The organism is Ornithinicoccus sp. (assembly GCF_057176825.1).
The window spans coordinates 490,690-509,248 of sequence record NZ_CM169976.1 but is presented as its reverse complement, the minus strand read 5'-3'; the positions used below and the strand labels follow the sequence as shown (position 1 = coordinate 509,248).

Here is an 18,559-nt window from a genome sequence, read left to right as displayed (position 1 = left end):
CGCGCGATCGTGCCGGCGCCCGAGAGGAGCACCAGTGCCGCAGTATCTGATCGCCTTCAACGACGAGTGGGTGCCGAACCACACGCTGGAGCAGCTGCGCGAGAAGGCCGAGGCATCGCTGGCCGTGGTCGACGAGATGCAGGCGGCCGGCGCCTTCGTCTTCGGCGACGGCGGTCTCGACGAGTCGACCACCGTATGCAGTGTGGTGGCGCGGGACGGGGAGCCGGTGTTCACCGACGGTCCCTTCGTCGAGACCAAGGAGCACCTCGGCGGATTCACCGTCGTGGAGGTGCCCGACGACGAGACCGCGCGCTACTGGGCGGGACGGCTGGCCGTCGCGCTCGACTGGCCGCAGGAGGTCCACCGGTTCCCGTCGCGCGCCGCGATCCTCCAGTTGGACGAGTCCGCGCCGACCGCTGACGGATAGAGTCCGTCAGGAGGGCTGCTGGCGGCGCACCATCTCGGCGATCCACTCCGGCGCGTACGGCGAGGTGCAGTTCGGGGGAGTGGGGTAGTCCCGGAGCACCCCGAGTCGTTCGCCGATGGCCAGGGCCCGGGTCCGCTGCGCGGGATGCTCGATGCCGATCTGGGCCAGGCAGGTGTTCATCGCCCACTGGAGGCGGTCGGGTGCATCCTTCATCTCCGCCTCGATGACATCGAGGAGTCCGGGCAGGTCGAGTCCGTCGGGGTTGCGGCACACCCGGTCGGCGGTGAGCGCCCACCCGGCGCTCGCCACCACCGGGTCGGGATCGACGAGCCACCCCTGCCGGAGCACCTCGGCGTGCTTGCTCTTCCTGGCCAGGTAGTTCACCAGCCAGTCGTGCACCTTCGGGGTGCGTGCCTGCCGCAGCATCCGGTCCAGCTCGTCCGCGTCGTATGTCGTGGGGCGGCTGAGCAGGATGGCCAGCAGTTTCGCGGCGGTGTCGTCGGTCTCCCACAGGCGTCGTGCGAGCTCGGGCTGCGCCTTCAGCCGGGTGGCGACCGCACGCAGCGAGCCCAGGTTCACCCCGTGGTCGTCTCCGTGCTTCTCGTTCACCGCGCGGGCCCTGGGGTCCTCCAGCGCAGCGAGCTCGGCCAGCACCTCGTCGAGCGTCGGGGTCGTGTGCGTCGCCGTCTCGCCCATCGCAATCTCCTGTCCTCGGCCGGTCCGGTGCCTGCCAGCATCCCAGGGTGCCGCCGCCTCCGGCAGACCGCCACGGCCACTGACGCGGACGGCGGTGTCACCGCTACTGTTCACGCATGGTCAACGCTGCCTTCGTCGCGCCGTACCTACTCGAGGCGACCAGCCAGTTCGTGCTGGCCGCCGCCCGCGTGCCGGGGGTCCGGCTGGGGGTCATCACCGCCACGCCCTACGACCAGTTGTCGCCCGAGTTGCGGGAGGCCGTCGCGGGGCACTGGCGGGTCACCGACGGGCTTGACCCGCAGCAGATCGCCGACGCGGTGCGGGGGCTCAGCGCCCAGCTCGGCCCGGTGGAGCGGCTCATCGGCATCCTCGAGCAGCTCCAGGTGCCGCTGGCCCAGGTCCGTGACGCCCTCGGCATCCCCGGCATGGACGAGGCGACCGCGCGCAACGTCCGGGAGAAGTCCCGGATGAAGGAGGTGCTGGGTGCGGCGGGCCTGCCGTGCGCCCGGCACCAGCTGGTGCACCGCACCGAGGAGGCCACCCGGTTCCGTGACCTCGTCGGCTTCCCCATCGTGGCGAAGCCGCCGGATGGTGCGGGCGCCAAGGCCACGTTCCGCCTGGACACCCCGCAGGACTTCGACTCCTGGCTACGCGCCGCACAGGGTGACCCGTCGGAGGCCTGGCTGCTGGAGGAGTTTCTCACCGGTCGGGAGCACACGTTCGACTCGGTCACCCTCGGCGGGCAGACGCTGTGGTCCTCGGTGTCCGACTACGTGCCGCCGCCGCTGGAGGTGCTGCGCAACCCGTGGATGCAGTGGACCGTGCTGCTCCCGCAGGACATCAGCGGCCCGGAGTATGCCGAGATCGACCGGGTGGGCCCCGCGGCCCTGCAGGCACTCGGCGTGCAGACCGCGTTCTCCCACATGGAGTGGTTCGCCCGCCCGGACGGGTCGGTGGCGATCTCCGAGGTTGGCGCCCGGCCACCGGGCGCGCAGCTGGCGTCGATGATCGGGTTCAGCCACGACGTCGACTTCTTCACCCTCTGGGCGCGGCTGGTGCTCAAGGACGAGTTCGACCGGCCGGACCGGGTGTATGCCAGCGGCACCGCCTACCTGCGCGGGATGGGCCGCGGTCAGGTCCGCACCGTCCACGGGCTCGACACGGTCCAGCAGGAGCTCGGCCAGCTCATCGTCGGGGCCCGGCTGCCGCAGCCGGGGCAACCGGCGGCGACGTCCTACGAGGGCGAGGGGTTCATCACCGTGCGGCATCCCGACTCGACCGTGGTCCGCGAGGCCCTCGACCGGATCATCTCCGTCGTGCGCGTCGAGTTCATCGAGACCGTTTAGGAGGCCGATCGTGAACATCGTCATGCTGTCCCCGGGTTTCCCGTACGAGCAGGCCTACTTCACCCGGGCGCTCGCTCAGACCGGCGCCCAGGTCATCGGCGTGGGTGACCAGCCGCGGCACGCGCTCCCGCCGGAGGCGCGGGACAACCTGGCCCACTACGAGCACGTCTCGCTGTCGGACGAGCGGGCCGTGCTCAGTGCCCTCAAGGGGTTGTCCCGGCATGCCCGCATCGACCGGGTGGAGTGCCTCTGGGAGCCGTATGTCGTGCTGGCCGCCCGGATCCGGGAGCACCTGGACCTGCCCGGGATGAGCGTCGAGCACGCCACCCTCTTCCGGGACAAGGAGAAGATGAAGCAGGTCCTGGACGAGGCGGGGATCCGGACCCCCCGCCATGCGTCGGCCCGCGCCGGTGCGGAGGTCTGGGAGGCCGCGGAGCGCATCGGCTTCCCGCTCATCGTCAAGCCGATCGCCGGTGCGGGGTCCGCCGACACCTACCGGGTCGACACGGCGGAGGAGCTCGCCGAGGTGCAGACGATGATCCGGCACGTGCCGCTGGTCAGCGTCGAGGAGTTCATCGACGGCGAGGAGTTCACCTACGACACCGTCTGCGGCAACGGCGACGTGCTGTTCGAGAACGTCAGTTGGTATCTGCCCCGCCCCCTGCAGGCCCGCAGCCACGAGTGGATCAGCCCGGTGACCCTAGTGCTGAAGGACAAGGAGGACCCGCGGCTCGCCGGCGGTCTCGCGATGGGCCGCGAGGTGCTCAAGGCCCTCGACTTCACCGAGGGGTTCACCCACATGGAGTGGTACCTCAAGGACGACGGGGAGGCCGTCTTCGGCGAGATCGGCGCCCGTCCCCCGGGGGCGCGCACCGTCGACATCATGAACTACGCGACGGACGCCGACCTGTTCCGCACCTGGGCACAGGCGATCACCACCGGCACCGCACCTCCGCTGACCCACAAGTTCAACGCAGCCACCATGTTCAAACGGGCCCAGGGCGCGGGCCGGATCACCCGGGTCGAGGGCCTGGAGCTGCTCATGGCCGACCTGGGGCACCACGTGTGTGTGTTGGACCTGCTGCCGGTCGGGGCACCGCGGCGCGACTGGCGGGCGACGCTGCTCTCCGACGGGATGATCATCTATCGCCACCCCGACCTGGAGGAGGCCCTGCGGATCGGCGATCGGTTCGCGCGCGAACTGCGGCTCTACGCCGGGTGATCGTCGGCTCCCGGCCCCCTCGACCACCAATCGTCGGCCTCCTGCTGACGCCGCGACCGCACCCGGTCCAGGGCCCCAGCAGCGGCGGCGAACTGCATACTCTCCTCCAGCCATGCCCACCGCTGGGTCGCGGTGCTGGCGTCGCGGGACCGTGCTGTGCTGCGGGCGTCGGACGTGCCGCGCCACAGCTGGTCATCCGTCGTGTGTGTCATCGAGATCCACGATAGGGGCGTCCTCCAGCAGCGACAAAGCGGCGATATCGGCCAGGTCCTGGGGTCGGGCCGCGTCCCGCTTCATGGCGATGAGGTGCGCCAGCGAGGCGACCCGGACCGGCACCTCCCCGACGGTGAGCCACTCCGAGCCCTCCGCGAGCTCGGCGAACGGCACAGGGGTGCTGGCCAGCAAATCCACCTCCGTGAAGGCGTCGTCGGGGTCGTGCATGGTGAAGGCGATCAGGTGGCGCTCCTCCACCCAGCGATGGCGGATCTGCGGGTCGGCGAACTGGAGTGCCGGGACGGGTAGCCGAGGGGTCAACCCGTGCGCAGTCAGCACCTCCAGCGCGCGGGCCACGTTGGTGGTGGTCAGATCCACGGCCAGGTCCAGGTCGACGGTGGTCCGCACGTGGCCGCGGAGGACCACTGCCACTCCGCCCACGACGACGTAGTCGACCTCTGCGGCCCGGAGCGCCGCCAGGATGTCGAGGATCCGTCGCATGCCATCACGGTACTGGGCGGGAGCGCACTGCGGATCCGGAGTTACGTCCTCGACCGCGCCCGGCGAAGGCCGACCAACGTCCACGTCGCGTTGGCGCAGTCGAATGCGCCGATGGCAAGGAGGTAGGTCGGCAGCCACCCGGCCAGGACGAACACGACGGCGAAAGCGGCGAACAGGTAGCGCGCCAGGATCGTCCACTGGCCGAGGGGGACCAGCGGGGTCCGAAGGATGAGCGGGTAGACGAGGCCGATGTTCAGCGCCAGCGCCCCGAAGGCACGGATCCAGGCGTCCTCGGTGGGTGGCAGGCCGAAGAGGGCAGAGACCCCGCTTGGCCAAAAGGCCAGCAACAGTCCGGCGGTGACCATGTAGGCGCACCAGAAGCGCAGCGACCACCACAGGGCAGGTGCGTGCCGGAGATCAAGGGTGGTGGGTGCGGTTGGCATCGGCCCGTGACTCTCAGCTGGGACCCGCTGCGTTCGGCTTCCAGCCCAGAGCCGGCGCCACATCCTCCACGAGCGTGCGCAGCAGGTGCGCGTTGTAGTCGACGCCGAGCTGGTTGGGCACGGTGAGCAGCAGAGTGTCGGCCTCGGCGATCGCCTGGTCCTCACTCAGTTGGCGCACCAGCTCGTCCGGCTCCGCGGCATACGTCTTGCCGAACCGGGCCCGGACCCCGTCGATCACCCCGACCTGGTCGGAGCTGCGCGACTCGAGCCCGAAGAGCGCATGGTCCTGCGCCGTGACAAGCGGGAAGATGCTGCGGCTCACCGATACCCGCGGCTCCCGCTCGTGCCCGACCTCGGCCCAGCGCTCGCGGAACAGCCGAATCTGCTCGGCCTGCAGCTCGTGGAACGGCACCCCGGTGTCCTCGGTGAGCAGTGTCGAGCTCATCAGGTGCATCCCCTGCTCGGCAGTCCACACAGCGGTGGCGCGACTGCCGGCGCCCCACCAGATCCGGTCGCGTAGGCCCTCGGAGTGCGGCTCGACCCGCAGCAGCCCGGGCGGGTTGGGGAACATCGGCCGGGGGCTCGGCTCGGCGAACCCCTCGCCCGACAGCACCTCGAGGAACCGTGCCGTATGCCGTCGCGCCAGGTCGGCGTCGCTCTCACCGTCGGCGGGGTGGTGGTCGAAGTAGCGGTAGCCCTCGACCACCTGCTCGGGCGACCCGCGGCTGATGCCCAACTGCAGGCGGCCCCCCGCGATCAGGTCGGCGGATCCCGCGTCCTCGGCCATGTAGAGCGGGTTCTCGGAGGCTGTGTTCAGCTCCAGCGGCGACGGCGACTACGTCGTACCAGGACGACACGTCGCACTGTCCTTGGCTATTGTCTCCCGCAGCCCAGACTCTGCCGCGCGCGTCGACGCCGAGGGTGTGTCGGCTACCAGCAGCCACAGCGAGGATGTCCTGCCAGTGGGCGGCCTCGGCGAGGCCGCCTCGGACGTCGCCGGTGGTGAGCACCTCTCCGTCGTGAGTGACGGCGGTGGTGTGCAGGTAGCCCGCGGCGATGCCTCGAACGTGTCGCCAGTGCGCGACGTCGCATTGACCACGATGGTTGTTCCCCGTCGCCACCACGGTTCCGTCGCCATGAAGACCGACGGAGTGCCAGTCCCCGGTAGCCACGGCGGTGATGTCGCGCCACTGGCCGACCTCGCATGCTCCTTCGCTGCGCCGCCCGACGGCGTTCACGGTCCCGTCCGCCAGCACCCCGAGGGTGCGACGCCACCCGGCAGCGATGTTCACCACCGTGTTCCAACTGGCTACGTCGCACTGCCCGTCGCCGTTCCATCCGGTCGCCACCGCCGTCCCGTCGGCGCGCAGGCCGACAGTGTGTGAGCGCCCAGTGTTTCTTGCGACGTGAACGTTACCGGCCGCCACGGCGACTAGGTTGCGCCAATCGCTCACAGCGCACTCCGGTGCGTCAAGCCTCCCGGCGGCGAGCACTCTGCCGTCGTGGCGAACCCCGACGGAGTGCCGCCGCCCAGCTGCGATCACAGGGATGTCGGGCTGGCACGTGCGCTGTTCGTCAGGCGTCCTCATCGGCTCACCGACTTCCGAAGCTGGACATCCAGAAACGACATCACGTCAGCGGTCGCTCGATCTCTCGTCGCCGCACGCGGGTAGCGGCACAGCACCTCGACTACGGCAGGCGTGGACTGTTCCAGAACTGCGGCAACGGCGGCCGCACGCGTGAACGGTTCGACAGCTCGCGCCTCCAGCGCCAGCACGCAATGTGATGGACCGCGGAGGATGTGGCCGACTTGGGAGGCGTCGGCGAGCGGGTGAAGATAGGCCGACGCCGCCGCGTCGCCGGCTGCCATCGCTGCATGCGAGGCAGCACCGCTGACCTCCTTGGAGGCTCGATGGGCAGCAGGAGCACCGATGCGCTGTGCACGAGACCGCGGCCCACCGCGCACGAAGCCCTCCGCCGCGGCCAACGCATCACGTGGGCGCGGGTCATGCGGCTGCACCGCTTCGAAGAGATCGATGACCTGCAGCGCACATGCCAGGTTGAACGCCGCCACCGCGCGCAGGTCCTCCATGGACAGGCCAAAGTCTGGGGTGCGCTGAACGCGGCCGACAGGTTTTGGGTTGGTAGTCATACTCATTCATCGTAACTTTGAAGGACCGATGAAAGGTTGTGGTCCAGTTGCCCACTGAGTCAGTCGCAAACCCCTCAAACGCTGGTCGCGGCTTCAGGCCCGTCGATCTCGCCCGTGCGGCCGGGCTGTCGGCGCAGACAGTGCGCAACTACGAGGCGCAGGGGGTCATCGCTGCCTCGCGACGCACACTGTCTGGGTATCGCGTGTATGACCAGGGTCATCTTGATCAGCTGCTCGCGTTCACGACCCTGGCTCGCGCCATCGGACATCAGGGGGCGATTCCGATAATGACGGCGGTCACAGGCGGTCGTCCGGGCGATGCCCTCGAGGCCTTAGTAGCGCATGTCGATGACGCCGGTGCCGATCTCGATCCGGCTGGTGCGGGCGCCCACCGCCGCCAGCAGCGGGAACGGCGAGGCGAGCTGCCGGGCGAAGTGGTGCACCCGGAAGTACGCCCCGTCGGCGCCGACCTCCTCGGCGGCGACTGCCAGGTCGATCGACTGCAGCAGCACGTCCGAGGCGGACCGGGTCGCGGACTGCGGGTGGGCCGTCCAGTGCCCGAAGGAGAGGAATCCGATGCGCTTCATGTCCGCTCAACACCGGGAGGGCGCCTGACAGTCCCGCCGCCGGTCCTGCTCCCTCGCGGGCGGAGTAGCGTCTCCTCGCATGTCCCTCCTGCGTCCCGCGAGACCGGCGGACGTGGACAGGCTGCTCGACCTCAAGCGCGCGGGATCGCTGGCGGGTCTGGCCCACATCTTCGCCCCGGAGCGCTTCCCCTTCCCCACCGAGCAGATCCGGGGCCGCTGGGTCGAGGAGCTGGCCGACCCGGGCACCCACGTCCTCGTCGCCGTCGTCGACGACGAGGTCGCCCGCTACGCCGCCATGCGCGGGCCGGAGCTGCTGCACTTCGGCACTGCTGTCCCCACGTGGGGGACAGGTCTGGCGGACGCCGTCCACGAGGAGGTGCTGGCGCACTTCCTCGTGGACGGCTATCGCTCGGTGTCGCTCAGGGTCCTGGAGCAGAACCTGCGAGCGATCCGGTTCTACGAGCGTCGCGGCTGGTTGCGCACGGGAGTCGTCGACCGGCTGGAGTTCCCGCCCCATCCCGTGGTGCGCCGGTTTGAGCGCAACCTCCCGTGACCCGCTGGGACGAGGTCAGTTGCCGACCTTCTTCTGATAGTACTCCATCCACTTGCTGGTGCCGGTGGCGTAGACGTCATTCCACGCGTCCGTCTTGATGCCGTACGCAGCGTTCCAGTTGGTCAGCTTCACGTCGTAGGCGTAGTTCCACATGTCCAGCTTGCGGCCGTAGAAGTAGTTCCACACGTCCATCCAGGTGTCGTAGTCGAGGTGCTCCTCCTCGCGCAGTCGGTCGGCGACATCGAGTTCGCGACGCCCCTCCTCGTTGACCTCGTCCGTCAGCCGATCGCCGACCTCACTGGCGGTCTCCAACTTGGCGCTGCCCTCCGCGTTGATCCGGTCCAACTCGGCCGACTTCCACTCGTTCCAGGCAGCCATCATCCGGGAGTACTCGTCGTCCCAGTACTCCTCCAGGTCGGCACGGCTGTCCGCCTGGGTGTACTCCCCGCCGCCGGCCTCGGCGATCTCCCGCAGGGCCTCCTGGTCGCTGTCGCCGGCCTGGAACCCGATGACGTTGACGATCGGCTGGATGCCAGAGCCGGCCAGGCCCTCGGCCGCCGCCACAGGGTCACCGCCGCACGTCTCGATCCCGTCCGTCACGACATACACGATCCCGTCGGTCGTCTCCTCCGGGATGTCCCGCGCCGCGTCCTCGATGGCCGTGGCCAGCGGGGTCCAGCCGGTGGGTTCGACCGAGTCCAGGGCCGCGCCGAACGCGGAGTCCCCGACGGTCCCGCTGAAGACCTGCTCGCTGGCGTTGCAGGACTCCTGCTTGCCGGCGTCGGTGTTGTCGCCCTCGTGGCCGTAGACCCGCAGCGAGACCGTGGACCCCTCGGGGAGGGACTCGACGAACCCGGTGAGCGCCTCCTTGGCCTCCTCCATCCGCGTGCCGGACTCGGACGACTCGTCCATCGAGCCGCTGGCATCGAGGACGAGCGCAAAGTGGTTGGTGCCGACGGCGACCTCCTGCGCGGGCTGGCCCTCGGTGGGCCCCTCGGAGGCCTCGCCGATGTTGGGGTCGAAGGTGATCAAGGCCTTGAGGTCCTCGGCGTAGTCGCCCTGCAGCTGGCTCTGGATCGCGACCTGCCACTCCTCGGCGGTCTCGGGATCCATGGCGAGCACCGCCTCCATCACCGCGTCCTCGTCATAGGCGTCGCCGGCGAACGGGCCGGGCTCGTAGAGGAACTCCAACTCCACGTCGGTCAGCTCACGCGGGGCGTCCGGCCACTCGATCGGGACCAGGCCGCCGGAGTATGCCGTGTCCTGCCCGGACACGCTCGCCGGCTCGGCGCTGATGTCGGCCTCGTCGGTGCGGCCGGTCTCGCCCTCCTGATCGTCCGCGGGGGGCTGGGCCGCCGGGGCCGGCTCCTGGAAGGTCGCCTGCTCGCCCGGGCCGCAGCCGGTCAGGACGAGCGCGGCCACCAGGGCCGTCGCCGGGGTCGTCACCAGGGTCAGTGTGCGTCGCATCGTGTCTCCTCCATCATGCCTGTGCGTGCTGTCCCCCGTCAGTCGCAGCCAAGGCGCGATCGGTTGCACTCCGGTCCGAATTCTTTCTGCGGCCCGGTCATTCGGTGACGGTCAGCCGGTGCGTGGTCTCCAGGTGGTTGCCCGCGGCGTCCCGCCCGCGCAGCACCACCTCACCCCACCCGGGGGTCTGCGCTGTCATCGTGATCGTCTCCTCGTCGAGAATGTGGCGGCCGCTCGGCAGGGTCCACACCCAGCTGTCCAGCCCCGTCGTCGTCGCCGTGAAGGTGACCTCCTCGCCGGCCGCGACCTCGTCCGGCCCCTCGATCGCGACCGTCGCCGACGAGGTCTGCGACGGGAGACCGTCCTGCCACCGGTGGCCGAGATAGGCGCCGAGCGCGCCGAAGACCAGCGCCGCCACAGCCGCGACGACGACCAGGCGCAGCACCGGGCGACCCGTCGCCGGGGCGGGACCCGGGGCGGGGTCGGGCACCGGCTCGGGCGGTCGCAGGGCCGTCTCGATGTCGGCGAGCCACCCGGCGACGTCTGGGTGCCGGTCGTCAGGGTCGTCCGCCCGTCCCCGGCGCAGCACGCGGGTGAGCTCGTCGGGCAGGTCCGCGCCCTCGCACAGCCAGTCCATCACGGCGGACATCGCCCACAGATCGGCACGGGTGTCCACGATCCCGGCACCGCCGCTCTGCTCGGGCGGTCGGAAGCCAGAGGTGCCCGCCGCGACGGTGAGCCCCGAGTTCAGCGCCAGGTCCTTGCACATGCCCAGATCGGCCACAACCAGCCGCTCGTCCGGGCCCACGACGCGGGCCCGGGCCCTGATGTCCTCGGGCTCCCCGACACCCGGGGCGGTCGTGAGCAACAGGTTGCCGGGGCTCAGGTCCCGGTGCACCAGGTGGGCCTCGTGGACCGCCTCGATGGCCGCCGCGGCCTCGCGCGCGAGGACCAGCACATCGGCCGGCGTCGCCGTCCACCCGTCGCGGCGCAGTCTCGCCACGCGGTCCGCGAGGGTTCCGCGGTCGGCGAGCTCCAGGACCAGGTAGGGCTGCTGCCGCTCGCTCTCCCCGATGTCGTGCACGGTCACCACGTGGGGGCTGCTGATCCGGCGCAGGCTGCGACCCTCGGCGATGAATCTCTCTCGGACCTCCGGGTTCAGGCTGTGGTTCTCGGCGAGCACCTTCAGCGCCACGGTGTCCTCCAGCCAGTCGTCGACGGCGCGGTGCACCGTGGCGAACGACCCGACGCCGATGACGTCCTCGAGCCGGTAGCGCCCCAGCCGTTCCGGGACTGCCATCAGAAGCCGCCCTCACCGGTGCCGCGCAGGGCCGCCGCCACCAGGGCCCGGCCGCGGGACACCTGGGACTTCACGGTGCCGACGCTGCGGTCCAGCCGCTCGGAGATCTCGGCGTAGGTCAGGCCCTCCATGTCGCGCAGGGTGACTGGCTCCCGGTAGAGGTCGGGCAGCGCGGCCAGGGCGTCCCGGACGGTCGTGCGCGAGGCGATCATCGAGCTGATCTTCTGGGCGGGGGCGAGGTCGTCCTCGGGCAGCGGGGAGGTCGCCCGTTGTCGGCGCAGGTGGTCGACGACCCGGTTGCGCACGATCGTGTGTACCCAGGTGGTGACCTTCGCGTTGCCCTGGAACGAGCCGATGCCGCCGGCCACCGAGATCAGCGTGTCCTGGCACACGTCGTCGACGGCTGTCTCATCGAACAGTGAGCCGCGGGCGAACCGCCGCACGACCCCGGACTCGTCGAGCCGCTCGATCAGCAGCTCGGTCGCCAGCCCGGACCCGGCGGCGGCCTGCAGGGCAAGCTGCTGCAGGGCGTCCTCGTCGGTCGCCGGGATTTCGCGCAGCAGGCTGCGCGCGGTGTGGGCATCCTCGTCCGTCACCGCCCGTTCGAGCTCGGCCCGTCCCTCCTGCATGCAGCGATCGTAGGGCAGTCCGCGCCGGTGTTGAGTGATCCGGCCCCGTCCCCAACACTGGACCGGTGGTGTCTCCGACGTGGGAGTGGGACCCGACGCTGTATGCCGGCAGCGCCGCGCACTATGCCCGTGGGCGGGTGCCCTACCCCGCTGAACTGGCCGTGGCCCTGGCTGCGGAGCTGCACCTGGACGGCCGGGGCGACCTCCTCGACCTGGGGTGCGGCCCGGGGTCACTGACGCTGCTGCTGGCAGACAGGTTCGCACGCGTCACCGGGGTCGACCCCGATCCGGACATGCTCGCCGAGGGCCGTCGGCGAGCCGTCGCGGACGGGATAGGCAACATCCAGTGGGTCCGGAGCCGTGCGGAGGACCTGCCCGCCAGCCTCGGCCCGTTCCGCCTGGTGACCCTCGCCCAGTCCTTCCACTGGATGGAGCAGGAGAGGGTGGCCACGCTGGTCCACGGGCTGCGGGAGCCCGGTGGGGCGGTGGCACACGTCCACGCCACGACCCACCAGGGCATGGCGGGGTCGGACCCGCTGCCGCACCCACGGCCTCCCAGGCGGGAGATCGATGCGCTCGTCGAGCGTTTCCTGGGCTCGCGCACGCGGGCGGGTCAGGGCGTGCGGGCGAGCATGGTGGACGAGGGGGAGCGCGGTCGGCGGGAGGACGCCCTCTACCGTGGCGCGGGATTTCGTCGACCGGACCCGGCTGGAGGTGCCGGGCCGGGTGGTCACCCGCACCGCGGACCAGGTCGTGGCCAGCATCTTCTCTCTGTCGTATGCCGCACCGCACCTGTTCGGGGACCGGCTGGCGGACTTCGAGCGGCACCTGCGCGCGATGTTGGCGGAGGTTGCTCCGGACGGAGTGTTCAGCGAACAGTTGCGGGAGATCGCCGTCGACGTCTGGCGCTGAACCTCCCGGCCAGCCGGACGGAGTTGTCCTACGGTGGGATCGGCGGGGAGCATCCCCTTGTCGAAAGGGAGAGGAGCCGAAGGTGCTGATCGGGTGGGTCTTTTTGGGGGCGGGCTTCGCGCTGTGGATCGGGTCGGGTCAGGTCCAGAAGGTCTACCGACGGCGAGCCAATCAGCTAGACCCCAGAGCGGACGTCCCGTACGCCTGATGGGTGCGCTTCCTCAACCCGCTCGGCCTCGTGCTCGCCACGGTCGGGACCATCATGCTCATCGGCTGGATGTTCACCCTGATCGACTGACCCCGATGATCTCCGGTCTCCGGGCAGGACGGGCAACAGGTCCCACGCCCGTGCTTCCTCCAACGGCATGACCAGCACGGTCCCGGCGCCGCGCTGGTCGGCGAACCGACGGCCCGCGTCCGGACCCAGGTAGCGGCTGGCGGCGCAGGTGCCGCAGCTTCACGTCACCCGTGGCGACGACGACCTCAAGAGTGTCGCCCCGTAGGCCGAACCAGACCGGCGAGGTCGCCGCGGAGCCGTCCTTGCGGTAAGTGGTGAGCACGGCGGGCGATGGGCCGTCGAGCAGCGACCGCCAGGGCCCGAGCGGGTCGGTATCCACTCGTTCACCGTCTTCTCCATGGTCGCCGGTTCGGGGTAGGTTGCCGTGGTGCGGTCCACCACCACCCACGTCGACGACCTGCCGGGCGTCGGCGCCGACGGGTGCCTGCCCGGGCGACCGGACGCGGCCGTCGTGATCGACGTGATCCGGGCCTTCACCGTGGCGCCCTGGTGTCTCGCGCGCGGCGCGGCCCGAATGTTCCTGGCGCCGAGCCTCGAGGCGGCCGTCCGGGCGCGGCAGGAGCGGCATGCCGACGCGCTCCTGCTCAAGGACGGTGCCCCCGACTCCCGGTTCGACCTGCCGAACGCGCCGGGGCGGATCGCCCGGGAGGACCTCACCGGCCGGACCGTCATCCAGAAGACCGGCAACGGCACCAGGGGCGCGTATGCCGTGGGGCGGGTCCCGATCCTCTGGTGCGCCTCGTTCGTCACCGCCGGGGCGACGGCCCGGGCGATCGCTGCGTCGGGTGTGGATGACCTGCTCCTGGTGCCGACCGAGGGGGATGAGGACGTGGCGCTGGCCGACTACCTCAGCGTGCTCCTGGACGCCGGTCCGGGCACCCGGGTCGATCCGGTGCCCTATCTCGCCAGGGTCCGTCAGTCCGGTGCCGGCCGGGAGTGCCTGGTGCGGGGCAGTGACCCGGCCTACCCCGGCGTCGACCCGGACGACCTGGACCGCTGCCTCGAGCTGGACGCCTTCGACCACGCGTTGCGGGTGGGAAGGGCGGGCGGGCTGCTGGAGGTGACGCCCGGCTGAGACCGCCCTACCGGTCCACGCCCGTCGCGCCCCGGATGCCGAAGTACTCGATCGCATCTCCGTGCCGGGTGCGCGTGATGGCGGTGCTGACGTTCAACCGGTAGCCCTCCATCAGGGGACGGGAGTGTGGCCGCCCCGACCCGCCGCCGGTGGGCCCGCCGATGATGCTGACGTGCGGCAGACCGACCAGCGGGTGCACGAAGTCCTCGGCGGCGGAGTAGGTCATGGCGTCGACGAGGATCCGGACCTGCCCGGTGGAGTCGTTGCGTGCCGGCTCGATGGTCAGGGGTGACTCCGGGGCCACGGACCCCGTCCCGGTGCTGAACTGCACGGTGCCGAAGGTCGCCGGCTCCCGCACCAGCAGGCGCCGTGCTGCATCGGCCTCGGCCAACTGGCCACCGACGTTGCCGCGCAGGTCGATAGTCACCGCCTCCCGGCCCGACAGAGCATCCAGGGCAGCAGCCAGGTGCGCCGCGACGCCGGGCACGAAGGTGCGGATCCGGACGACCCCACCGGTCACGGCCAATGGTGCCAGCGGCCGCTCGGTCTCCTCCCACGTCGCCTGCTGCCCCGCCCCTCCGACGGCCCGGAACGTGCGTGACGTGCCCGTCACCCGCAGCAACCTTCGCGCGGCCACCTCGGCGTGGTGCTGCGGCGAGGCCCCCGTCGTCCGCAACCACCGCTCCGGATCGTCGACCGGGATCACCCAGCCCGGCCGGACGCCGGCCTCCCGGGCGGCGCTCCCGTCGGGGACCTCCGTGAGCAGCGCCCCGTCAGCGGTCATCCGGGCGCGGTAGGACGGGTGGAACCCGGGGCCCGGGCGGACGATGCTGGTGTGTGCGTCGCCCAGCTCCGCGACCCACGCCTGGGCCGCCTCCCAGAAGGCCTCGCCCGTCAGCGACTCCAGCCCCTCGTGACGGGAGCAGATCCGGTCCCAGTCCAGCCCACGGAGACCGAGGTAGGGGTAGACCATCGCGACCTCGGCACGGATCCGCTCGATAACCTCCCGGTAGCTGCCCGCCTCGGTCGCGGCCAGCGAGTCGCCCGGGTGGTGGGCCAGGCTGTGCAGCAGGTTGATCGACTCGATCAGGTGCTCGGGGTCCTCCGACGGCACGACGCTGCGGAGCGCAGGACGGTGGGGGTCCGCCTGCAGTTCGGGGGCCGCGACCGCGGGGTCGACCTCGAGCCGCCACATGTGGTCGTCGCAGCCGGACGGCTCGGCGAAGACCACCGGCTGACCGAGGACGGCCTCGAACTCGGCCGACTCCAGCTGCAGCAACGGGAGCACCGACGCCGCGCCGCGGGTCCCGGCGAACTCCAGACACACGGGACGGGTGAATCGGGGAAGCATCAGGTCCTCACGCGGTCGCACCGGGCAGCGGGTTCGCGGCGCTCCCCTCCGTGACCAGCACGATGACCGTGGCGTCCGGCCCTAGGGACAGGTGACGTCGGCGCTCGGCGTCACCCGGTCCGCCCAGGACCGAGCGCAGGGCTGCGACGGGAGCGGCGCCGCACGGGCCGGCCGCGACGCCGAGTCTCGCCAGGTCGCGGGCTGCCGTGATCGCGGCCTCGTCGGTGACCGTGACCGCACCGTCCAGGCCGGCGACCACGAACGGCCACGCGGCGCTCGACGGCGTGCCACAGTTCAGACCGTGCATCACGGTCCGCCCGGTCCGGACGCTGACCGCCTTCCCGGCGAGCAGGCTGGCCGGCCCCCAGGCAGCAGTGTCGGGCTCGACCGACACCACGGCCGTGCCGGGCGTGGCGTCGGCGCTGCGGTAGTGGGCCAGGGCCGCCTGCAGGAGCGAGCCGACCCCCGTGGGGACGGCCACGAGGTCCGGCCCGAGGCACCCCGCCGCCGCCACCTGCTCGTCCAGCTCGGCAAAGAGGGTGCCGTAGCCGTCGACGATCCATTGCGGCACCTGCTCGTACCCCTCCCACGCGGTGTCCTGCACCAGCTCGACCCCGGGCTCCCGGCCGGCCCGGGCTGCGGCGGCCACCGCGTCGTCATACGAGCCGTCGACGAGCACCACCTCTGCCCCTTCCTGCTCGATCGCGGTGACGGCGTCGGGGTGCAGCCCGGGTGGGACGAAGATGCGGGCGCCGTGCCCCAGCAGGCGGGCGAACCTGGCCACAGCACGGCCGTGGTTGCCGTCGGTGGCTGTGGTGAGCGTGAGCGCACGGCCCGGCTGCCCGGCCGAGACCTGGCGCACCGCCCAGGAGGCCCCCAGCGCCTTGAACGCGGGGAGACCCAGCCGGGTCGACTCGTCCTTGGCGAACACCTGGCCGACGCCGAGCTCGTCGGCCAGCCCGGCCAGTGGGACGAGCGGGGTCGCCGCGTAGTCCGGCAGTGTCTCGTGGAACTCGCGGGCCTCCCCGGCGGAGGGCGCACAGGTCCAGGTCGGGTCCCGGTCCTGCGCGACCCACGGCAGGGCGGGCGGGTCATCGAGCTGCTGCGCCATCGCCCCAGCCTCCCGACGGGGGGCCGATCCCGCAACCGAGTGGCGACGGGCTGCTGCGCACGAGCGACTGACCCGGTCGATGATGTGCTCGGCCAGCGGGCCCACCTGCTCGCGCAGCCCCTGCGGCCAGGTCTCTTCGGCATACGAACTGTCCAGGTAGAGCCGTCGGGCGTGCTCCATGACGGGCCGCAATCCGTCCGGCAGCCGGTCCGCGGCCCAGACCGCCGCCTCGTCCTTGGGCAGGATCCGGCCGGTCTCGACCGTGACCCAGATCCGGGCGACGGTGAGGGCGACGTTGCGCTCGTCTCCGTCGAGATCTGCCAGCAGGGCCGGTATGCCGTCCGTCGCCGCCCGCACGACATCCTCGGGCGGCACCGGGTCCAGCAGGTCCTCCGGCGGGGGGCCGAGCAGGGCCACCCCGGACTGCCGCACCTGGGTGATGGCGATCGCCAGGTCCGGGCACGGCTGCCGCGCCGGCGGTCCGTCGCGCTCGATCTCCTCGAATAGCCACTCGCCGAACACCAGGTCGGCCGTGGGCGGGTAGCGCCACGGACGGACGTCGTCCCGCGCCACCACCGTCACCTCCAGCGGCCGGCGACCCGTCCGGTGGCCCGAGACCCCCAGCAGCCCGTCGACCAGGGCGCGCCGCTCGTGCACCCGCAGCGGTTGCCGGGTGACGACCAGCACGTCCAGGTCACTCGCCGGGCGCAGTCCGCCCGCGACGGCGGACCCGAAGCGGTAGGCGCCGAGCACCGAGTCACCCAGCACCCGGGACAGGACCTGGAGGCAGTCGCGGGTCTGGTCCATGCCATGAGTATCCCTACGTCGTGGGGTTAGGGTGTGCCCCATGCGTTTCACATCCTGAGCACTCCGTGTCTCTCGAGCAGCCGCGACCCGCGCCGTGCGGGCCCGCGGTAGGCACTGGTCACGAACGGTCGACCCACCGGGGTCCACCGGGTCTTTCGCGACCCGCTCTGCCTGATCACCGCGGCCCGTCTGCCGCCCTGCTCGTGAGGATGTTTGTCGTATGTCGTGGCGCACCGCTGCCCGTCCCGCCGGCCCCACCTATGTCGCCCTCCAGGGCGCGTGGGCGCTGCTGTGGGCGCTGGCCTTCACTCTCGGACTGGTCTACCAGGTCGACGTCGCCGGGCTGAGCCCGCTCGAACTGGTCCTCGTCGGCACCGTGCTGGAGGCGACTTGCTTCCTGGGGGAGATCCCGACCGGGATCGTGGCCGACCTGCACTCCCGCAAGTGGTCCGTGGTCATCGGGCTGGTCCTGATCGGGGCAGGGGTGGTCGTGGTGGGACTGTTCCCCGCGTTCTGGCCGATTCTGCTCGCCCAGGTCGTCTGGGGCCTCGGCTACACCTTCGTCTCCGGGGCCGCCGAGGCCTGGGTCGCAGACGAGGTAGGAGCCGACCGCGTCCAGTTCTCCTTCACCCGGGGGCACCAGGTCGGCCTGGCGATGAACATCGTCGGGATCGTGCTGGCCGGAGTCCTCGCGGTCGCCGCCGGTGGCCTGCACGTGCCGATCGTCGTGGGCGGTGTCGGCTTCGTCCTCCTGGCGGTGGCGATGGCGGTGGCCATGCGGGAGGAACAGTTCACCCCGACGCCGGCCGGAGACCGGGACACCTGGGGACACATGGCGGGCACCGCCCGCGATGGGATGAAGGCCGCGCGGCGTCCCGGCGTGGTCCGGTCCTTCCTCCTGATCGCCCTGCTCGCCGGGCTCACCAGCGAGGTCTTCGACCGGCTGTGGGTGGACCGCATCGTGCGGGACCTGGACCTGCCGGACGTCGCGGGTCTGGACGGGCTGGCGTTTTGGTTCACCCTCTTCGCGCTGATCAGCTCGCTGCTCGCCCTGGTCGCGAGCCTGGCCGCGAACCGGCTGGCACCCCGGGCACTGCAGGCCGAGCACCCCACCCGGGTGATGGCGTTGCTCGTCCTGGTGCAGGTGCTCGGCGTGGCGGTGTTCGCGGTGGCCGGGAACGTCTGGGTCGCCCTGGCGGGTCGGTGGGGACGGGACGCCGCGATCTCCGTCGGGCACCCGGTGCAGCGCGCCTGGCTCAACCGGCACGTTTCCTCGCAGGCGCGCGCCACCACGCTGTCGATGATGGGGCAGGCCGATGCGGTCGGGCAGGTCGCCGGCGGCCCGGCGCTCGGGGCGGTGGCGAGCCGGACCAGCGTGCCGGCGGCGCTCCTGCTGGCGGCGGCGATCCAGGCGCCGGCGGCCTGGGTCTATCTGCGGCTGGACCCCCGCCGCGGCGTCCGGACCTGAC

The 18,559-nt window shown here is 71.4% G+C and carries 17 protein-coding genes and 5 pseudogenes; 9 read left to right on the top strand and 13 right to left on the bottom strand.

The genetic code is table 11. The annotated features are described in order from the left end of the window. The first annotated feature begins 34 nt into the window (after positions 1–34). A complete protein-coding gene (locus AC1QRC_RS02730) occupies positions 35–427 on the top strand; it encodes a YciI family protein (RefSeq protein WP_484205314.1) in 393 nt (130 codons plus the stop codon). Between the two features lie 6 nt (positions 428–433). On the opposite strand, the gene AC1QRC_RS02725 is transcribed toward AC1QRC_RS02730, so the two are convergent. Next, on the bottom strand, positions 434–1,123 hold the full coding sequence (locus tag AC1QRC_RS02725) for a DNA alkylation repair protein (RefSeq protein ID WP_484205313.1): 690 nt from the start codon (positions 1,121–1,123) through the stop codon (positions 434–436). A 116-nt stretch (positions 1,124–1,239) separates the two neighbouring features. Here AC1QRC_RS02725 and AC1QRC_RS02720 point away from each other — a divergent pair, with 116 nt between their 5' ends. Beyond that, positions 1,240–2,469 (top strand): ATP-grasp domain-containing protein, encoded by a 1,230-nt coding sequence (locus tag AC1QRC_RS02720; RefSeq protein ID WP_484205312.1) that lies wholly within the window; start codon positions 1,240–1,242, stop codon positions 2,467–2,469. A 10-nt stretch (positions 2,470–2,479) separates the two neighbouring features. Beyond that, positions 2,480–3,691, top strand: a complete 1,212-nt coding sequence (locus AC1QRC_RS02715; protein ID WP_484205311.1) for an ATP-grasp domain-containing protein — start codon at positions 2,480–2,482, stop codon at positions 3,689–3,691. Here AC1QRC_RS02715 and AC1QRC_RS02710 read toward each other — a convergent pair. The 6 genes and pseudogenes from AC1QRC_RS02710 to AC1QRC_RS02685 all read right to left on the bottom strand — a co-directional run bounded on the left by AC1QRC_RS02710 (position 3,679) and on the right by AC1QRC_RS02685 (position 7,000). Further along, a complete protein-coding gene (locus AC1QRC_RS02710; RefSeq protein ID WP_484205310.1) occupies positions 3,679–3,903 on the bottom strand; it encodes a hypothetical protein in 225 nt (74 codons plus the stop codon). The two genes, AC1QRC_RS02715 and AC1QRC_RS02710, sit on opposite strands and share 13 nt — an antisense overlap. After that, a complete protein-coding gene (locus tag AC1QRC_RS02705; RefSeq protein WP_484205309.1) occupies positions 3,884–4,405 on the bottom strand; it encodes a nucleotidyltransferase domain-containing protein in 522 nt (173 codons plus the stop codon). Before AC1QRC_RS02705 ends, AC1QRC_RS02710 begins: the two co-directional genes overlap by 20 nt. Positions 4,406–4,446: 41 nt before the next feature. After that, complete coding sequence (locus AC1QRC_RS02700) at positions 4,447–4,848, bottom strand: hypothetical protein (protein WP_484205308.1); 402 nt, start codon at positions 4,846–4,848, stop codon at positions 4,447–4,449. A gap of 13 nt (positions 4,849–4,861) precedes the next feature. Next, positions 4,862–5,650, bottom strand: a pseudogene (locus AC1QRC_RS02695) (LLM class flavin-dependent oxidoreductase); the annotation flags it as partial. Positions 5,651–5,750: 100 nt separating this feature from the next. Next, a pseudogene (locus tag AC1QRC_RS02690) lies at positions 5,751–6,437 on the bottom strand (RCC1 domain-containing protein); the annotation flags it as partial. Further along, complete coding sequence (locus AC1QRC_RS02685; protein WP_193096579.1) at positions 6,434–7,000, bottom strand: putative immunity protein; 567 nt, start codon at positions 6,998–7,000, stop codon at positions 6,434–6,436. The pseudogene AC1QRC_RS02690 and the gene AC1QRC_RS02685, both read right to left, overlap by 4 nt. Before the next feature lie 38 nt (positions 7,001–7,038). Here AC1QRC_RS02685 and AC1QRC_RS02680 point away from each other — a divergent pair. Further along, positions 7,039–7,239 (top strand): annotated as a pseudogene (locus tag AC1QRC_RS02680) (MerR family DNA-binding transcriptional regulator); the annotation flags it as partial. A 96-nt stretch (positions 7,240–7,335) separates the two neighbouring features. Here AC1QRC_RS02680 and AC1QRC_RS02675 read toward each other — a convergent pair. Then, a pseudogene (locus AC1QRC_RS02675) lies at positions 7,336–7,587 on the bottom strand (LLM class flavin-dependent oxidoreductase); the annotation flags it as partial. A 79-nt stretch (positions 7,588–7,666) separates the two neighbouring features. Here AC1QRC_RS02675 and AC1QRC_RS02670 point away from each other — a divergent pair. Beyond that, entirely contained in the window at positions 7,667–8,140 is a 474-nt protein-coding gene (locus AC1QRC_RS02670; protein ID WP_484205307.1) for an N-acetyltransferase family protein, read from the top strand. 15 nt (positions 8,141–8,155) lie between these two features. On the opposite strand, the gene AC1QRC_RS02665 is transcribed toward AC1QRC_RS02670, so the two are convergent. The 3 genes from AC1QRC_RS02665 to AC1QRC_RS02655 all read right to left on the bottom strand — a co-directional run bounded on the left by AC1QRC_RS02665 (position 8,156) and on the right by AC1QRC_RS02655 (position 11,536). Continuing rightward, positions 8,156–9,607, bottom strand: coding sequence for a vWA domain-containing protein (locus AC1QRC_RS02665; RefSeq protein WP_484205306.1), 1,452 nt, complete (start codon positions 9,605–9,607; stop codon positions 8,156–8,158). Positions 9,608–9,704: 97 nt separating this feature from the next. Continuing rightward, positions 9,705–10,907, bottom strand: a complete 1,203-nt coding sequence (locus tag AC1QRC_RS02660) for a serine/threonine-protein kinase (protein ID WP_484205305.1) — start codon at positions 10,905–10,907, stop codon at positions 9,705–9,707. Then, positions 10,907–11,536, bottom strand: a complete 630-nt coding sequence (locus tag AC1QRC_RS02655) for an RNA polymerase sigma factor (protein ID WP_484205304.1) — start codon at positions 11,534–11,536, stop codon at positions 10,907–10,909. The genes AC1QRC_RS02660 and AC1QRC_RS02655 overlap by 1 nt, the downstream gene beginning before the upstream one ends. A 65-nt stretch (positions 11,537–11,601) precedes the next feature. On the opposite strand from AC1QRC_RS02655, the pseudogene AC1QRC_RS02650 reads away from it, so the two are divergent. The 3 genes and pseudogenes from AC1QRC_RS02650 to AC1QRC_RS02640 form a co-directional block, all read left to right on the top strand. Then, a pseudogene (locus tag AC1QRC_RS02650) lies at positions 11,602–12,012 on the top strand (class I SAM-dependent methyltransferase); the annotation flags it as partial. Positions 12,013–12,214: 202 nt separating this feature from the next. After that, complete coding sequence (locus AC1QRC_RS02645) at positions 12,215–12,448, top strand: hypothetical protein (RefSeq protein ID WP_484206733.1); 234 nt, start codon at positions 12,215–12,217, stop codon at positions 12,446–12,448. Positions 12,449–13,113: 665 nt separating this feature from the next. After that, positions 13,114–13,821, top strand: coding sequence for a 2-phosphosulfolactate phosphatase (locus AC1QRC_RS02640; protein WP_484205303.1), 708 nt, complete (start codon positions 13,114–13,116; stop codon positions 13,819–13,821). Positions 13,822–13,828: 7 nt separating this feature from the next. Here AC1QRC_RS02640 and AC1QRC_RS02635 read toward each other — a convergent pair whose 3' ends face one another. Next, positions 13,829–15,148: a S41 family peptidase gene (locus AC1QRC_RS02635; protein WP_484205302.1), complete on the bottom strand. Its 1,320-nt coding sequence runs from the start codon at positions 15,146–15,148 to the stop codon at positions 13,829–13,831. Positions 15,149–15,179: 31 nt separating this feature from the next. After that, on the bottom strand, positions 15,180–17,090 hold the full coding sequence (locus tag AC1QRC_RS02630; RefSeq protein ID WP_484205301.1) for an aminoglycoside adenylyltransferase family protein: 1,911 nt from the start codon (positions 17,088–17,090) through the stop codon (positions 15,180–15,182). 220 nt (positions 17,091–17,310) lie between these two features. On the opposite strand from AC1QRC_RS02630, the gene AC1QRC_RS02625 reads away from it, so the two are divergent. After that, the gene (locus tag AC1QRC_RS02625; RefSeq protein ID WP_484205300.1) at positions 17,311–18,558 is read left to right on the top strand and encodes an MFS transporter; all 1,248 of its coding nucleotides are present in this window, start codon (positions 17,311–17,313) and stop codon (positions 18,556–18,558) included. Position 18,559 lies beyond the last annotated feature (1 nt).